Source organism: Microbacterium sp. (genome assembly GCF_031988965.1).
GTDB lineage: Bacteria > Actinomycetota > Actinomycetes > Actinomycetales > Microbacteriaceae > Microbacterium.
Window position 1 is genome coordinate 1 of record NZ_DALZXX010000191.1, and the last position, 4,334, is coordinate 4,334.

At 70.0% G+C, this 4,334-nt stretch carries 4 protein-coding genes; all 4 read right to left on the bottom strand.

All coding sequences use genetic code 11. From position 1 onward, the window contains the following. Nucleotides 1–889: glycoside hydrolase family 43 protein (locus tag RTM68_RS17210; protein ID WP_312173300.1), on the bottom strand; the 889-nt coding region annotated here is incomplete at its 3' end. 8 nt (nt 890–897) lie between these two features. After that, on the bottom strand, nt 898–1,899 hold the full coding sequence (locus tag RTM68_RS17215) for a hydroxyacid dehydrogenase (protein ID WP_312173301.1): 1,002 nt from the start codon (nt 1,897–1,899) through the stop codon (nt 898–900). Continuing rightward, nucleotides 1,896–2,789 (bottom strand): family 43 glycosylhydrolase, encoded by an 894-nt coding sequence (locus RTM68_RS17220; protein WP_312173304.1) that lies wholly within the window; start codon nt 2,787–2,789, stop codon nt 1,896–1,898. Before RTM68_RS17220 ends, RTM68_RS17215 begins: the two co-directional genes overlap by 4 nt. Then, nucleotides 2,786–4,334 (bottom strand): alpha-galactosidase (locus RTM68_RS17225; RefSeq protein ID WP_312173307.1); only part of this gene is annotated, 1,549 nt, incomplete at its 5' end. The genes RTM68_RS17220 and RTM68_RS17225, both read right to left, overlap by 4 nt.

The following is a 4,334-nucleotide window of genomic DNA, read 5'->3' on the forward strand; positions in this document are numbered from 1 at the left end:
GCCCGCCGTGCGCGAGTCGCAGCCAGCCGTCGTCGTCGAACACGACTCGCTGCAGGCAGGTCTCGCGCCCGAGCGTGCTGTAGCGCTCGCCGAGATGCAGCGTCGGCCGGCTGGCGAGGTGCACCAGCATCCACTCCCCGCTCGGCGTCTGCACGAGCTCGCCGTGCCCCGCCTTCTGCAGCGGGATCCCGGGCGCATCGCGGCTCGTGAGCACGAACGGCTGCGCGTCGCGCTCATAGGGGCCGGTGATCTGACGTGAGCGCGCCACCGTGATCGCATGGTTCCAGCCTGTGCCGCCCGCGGCGATCAGCAGGTGGTACCAGTCGCCGATGCGATAGAGGTTCGGGCCCTCGACCAGCGTCGGCTCCCGGTGGATGACGGTCGCGGTGCCGGAGGTGCGCTTCTCGTCGGGCAGATACTGTTCGAGCACCAGGCCGCTGAACGACGGATGCTCCGGCCGCTGGTCCCACTGCACGCCGACGATCCAGTGCGTGCCGTCCGGGTCGTGGAAGAACGAGAAGTCGAATCCGCGGGATCCGAGGTGCACCGGATCGCTCCAGGGACCGTCGATGCTCTCGGCGGTCACGAGGTAGTTGTCGATGTCCTTGTCGTCGCCGTCCATCGATCGCACGACCGAGTACGCGAGCCAGAACAGCCCCTCGGAGTGCGTGAGGCTCGGTGCCCACACACCACCCGAATCCGGGACACCGCGAAGATCGAAGCCCTCATCGAGCGCGTGCCCGCGCACGGTCCAGTTCACGAGGTCGGTGGAGTGATGGATGCGCACCGCGGGGTGGAACTCGAACGTGCTCGTGGCGATGAAGTAGTCGTCGCCGACGCGCACGATCGACGGGTCGGGATTGAAGCCCCGGAGGATCGGATTGCGCACGACGCCCCTCACACGACCCCCGGCACCCGCTCGAAGCCGACGAACGCCTCGCCCGCGACGAAGCGCGCGACCTCGTCGATCACGTCACGCCCGAGGCGATGCAGCTCGTTGCCCGTGGCCCCTGCGATGTGCGGCGTGAGGGTCACGTTCGGCAGGCTCCACAGCTCGTCATCGGCCGCGAGCGGCTCGGGCTCGGTCACATCGAGGATCGCGTCGATGCGTCCCGCACGCAGGTGCGTGCGCAGGGCGTCATGGTCGATGAGCGAGCCGCGCGCGGTGTTGATGAGCACGGCGCCGTCGCGCATGATCGCCAGTTCCTGCGCGGCGATCATGTGCTCGGTCTCGAGCGTGGCGGGTGCGTGCAGCGAGACGATGTCGGATGCCGCGAGCAGCTCGTCGAGGGTCACCTTGAGTCCGCCGAGCGAGACGATCTCCTCCTCCGAGGCGTAGGGGTCGTAGATCAGCACCCGCAGGTCGGTGGCCAGCAGCAGCTGAGCCACCCGCCGGCCGATGCGCGAGGCGCCCACCAGGCCGACCGTTCGCCCGAAGTTGCCGGTGTCGAGCAGATCGGCCTCGCGGTCGACGAACGCACGGCCTTCGCGGTAGATCTGCTCGGCATAGCGTGCGCGTTTACCGGCGAGCACGATCGTCGCCGCGGTGTACTCGGCGACGGCCTGCGCGTTGCCCTCTCCGGCGTTCGTGAACACGATGCCGCGCAGCGTGGCCTCGACCGTGTCGAGCACGGCACTCGCGGTTCCGCCCGCGAAGACGACGGCGCGCAGGTGCGGCATGCGGTCGAGCATCGCGCGGTCGACCCGGGGGCAGCCCCACCCGGCGAGAAGGACCTCGGCGTCGCCGAGCAGACGCGACGCGTGATCGCTCTCGAACTCGGTGAGCACCTCGGCGGGCACGTCGACCAGGCCCGACAGGCGGGCGCGATGCGGGCCGAACAGGTTCTCGGCGAGCGCCGGCGGGTTCATCGCGACGATCGCGCGGGGGCGGGCGTTCACTTCTTCAGCTCCTCGATGCTCCAGTCGTCGCGCCAGACGAGTTCGGCGCGACCCTCCTCGACGCGCAACGGCAGCCAGACCGGAGCGGATGCCGCCAGATCGTCGCGGTCCCAGCGGTCGCCGATGTAGACGTGCCCGCCGTCGACCGGCAGCACGACGCTGACCTGCGAGTCGAACGTGCGCGTGCCCGAGGGGGCGATGTCGCACCACGGCGACCACGGCCCGTCGAGCGCAGGCGCGGTCGCGTACTTGTTGTCGTTGAGATCCCAGCCGGTGAGGTCTGACCCGAACACGTAGTAGACGCCGTCGTGGCGCACGAGCGTCGGCGACTCGTACCCGATCTCCGGACGATCCTGCTGACGCAGCGTCGCGACGATCGACTCGACGCCGCAGTAGTCCTCGCGGAGCCGGTAGATGTGCAGCCCGTTCTCGCGGTCCTCGGAGAGCAGGTATCCGATGCCGTCCTCCTGGTAGACCCCGATGTCACGGCTGATGTTGCCGAGCGGGCGCTCGCTGCCGAGATAGTCGTAGGGTCCCTGCGGCCGGTCGGCGATCGCGTACCCGACCCTGGCGTCGGAGTAGTCGGCGCTCTCGATGTGCAGGATCAGCACCCAGCGTCCGTCCGGACGACGCAGCGCCTTGGGACGCTCGACGATGCGATCGGGGGCCAGGTCTCCCGTGCCCGCGGCGAGCGCGTCGCCGAGGTACTCCCAGTTGGCGAGGTCGGTGGAGCGGTAGCAGGCCACCGCCGTGAACCGGTCGCCCGCGGTCTTGTCCTCTCCCCAGGCGTACCAGTGCGCGCCGACGCGCTGGATGCCGATGCCGTGCAGCTGGGCGATGCCCCCGCGGTCGTCGGTGAACAGCTCGCCCGTGCGGATGGTGCCGCTCATGCGCCCTCCTCCCTGACCCGCAGGACGCGGGCACCGAGTCCTGCGTCCGTCGAGAGGCGGATGCCGCCGTCGACGATCTCGGCTCCCCAGCCGTCGGCGTCGGGGCTCGAGGGCGCGGGGAACAGCGTCTCGACGCCGGCAGGACCGGGGATCGTGACCGTGTTCGGCTCCTCCGATCGGTCCCACACGAAGAGCAGAGTCTGCTCCCGGTCGCGAAGACCGAGGCAGACCACATCGTCGTCCCACGACGGCAACCCGAGGGGCCAGAACGGCTCGCTCGTCGACAGCCCGCCACGCAGCGCCTTGTGCAGGTCGACAGCTTCGGCCACGAGCGCTCGCTGCGATGAGCGCAGTTCACCCAGGAAGCCCGAGAGATAGAGCCGTCCGCTGAGACCTGTCACGAGCGTGAACGCCGTCTCGGCATCCGTCATCCCGATGGCCGGATATGCCCAGTTGCCCGCCTGCTCCGGAAGGATCGATGCGGGGGCGGATGCCGCGATCGGCGGATACAGGCGGAAGTCCTGCTGGTCGGTGGTCGACTGCAGATGGGTGCGCGAGAGCAGGGCGTAGTCGGCGCGCATCGCGCCCGACGAGCAGTTCTCGATCAGGAGCTCGGGATGCCGCTGCTGCACCTCATCGAGCCAGTCGCCCACCGCGCGGATGTGACCGAGCAGGCCGTCGCCGGCTGCGGTCGCCTGCCACTCCGTGCCGGCGCCGGGGTTGATGTTGTAGTCGAGCTTCAGGAAGCTGACACCGTAGTCGCGCACGATCCGGTCGACGGTCTCGTCGAGGTGCGCCCGCGCCGCAGGATGCCGGAAGTCGAGGTGGTACCGGTCGTGCTCGCGCACGCGCACACCGAACCGGTGGAAGAACGCCTCGTCGGGCAGCGTCTGCGCGACGGGACTGCTCACCCCGACGACCTCGGGCTCGAGCCACAGACCGGATCGCATGCCCGCGGCGTGGATCTGGTCGATGATGCCGCGCAGCCCGTGCTCGTCGAACCGGCTCGTGGCCTCCTGCCACTCGCCGACCGTGTCCCACCAGTCCCCGATCGCGGGGTCGGCGAACCAGCCGGCGTCGATGCAGAACACCTCGGCCCCGGCCTCGGCGGCGGCGCTGATCAGGGGGCGCAGTGCCTCGGAGGAAGGCTGCCCCATGAGCGTGTTCATGAAGTCGTTGTAGACGATCGGCAGATCGGCCCCGTCGACGCGTCGGATCGCGCGTCGGTGCGACGTCAGCGCGGCGATCGCACGCTCGAAGCCGTCGAGCCCCTGTGTTGAGGCGGCGAGCGCGACCGGCACCGTGACGAACTCGTCGCCCTGCCCGAGCGCGTGGGCGAACTGGTGCTCGAGATCGGTGGGGCCGAGCAGCGAGAGCGTCAGTCCCTCGAGTCCCTGGCTCAGGTCGACGTGCCAGCCTGCTCCACTCTCGATCTGCCAGGCGAGGGCCGAGCCGTCGCGGTGCACCAGGGCGGCGACCGGCAGGTGCTCGCCCGTCGACCACGCACCGTGGCTGGTCAGGGTCGCGTGGCCCCGACCGTCCTGC

Coding starts and splice junctions, on each gene's coding strand:
- RTM68_RS17220 (WP_312173304.1), bottom strand. CDS start 2,789: ATGAGCGGCACCATCCGCACGGGCGAGCTGTTCACCGACGACCGCGGG.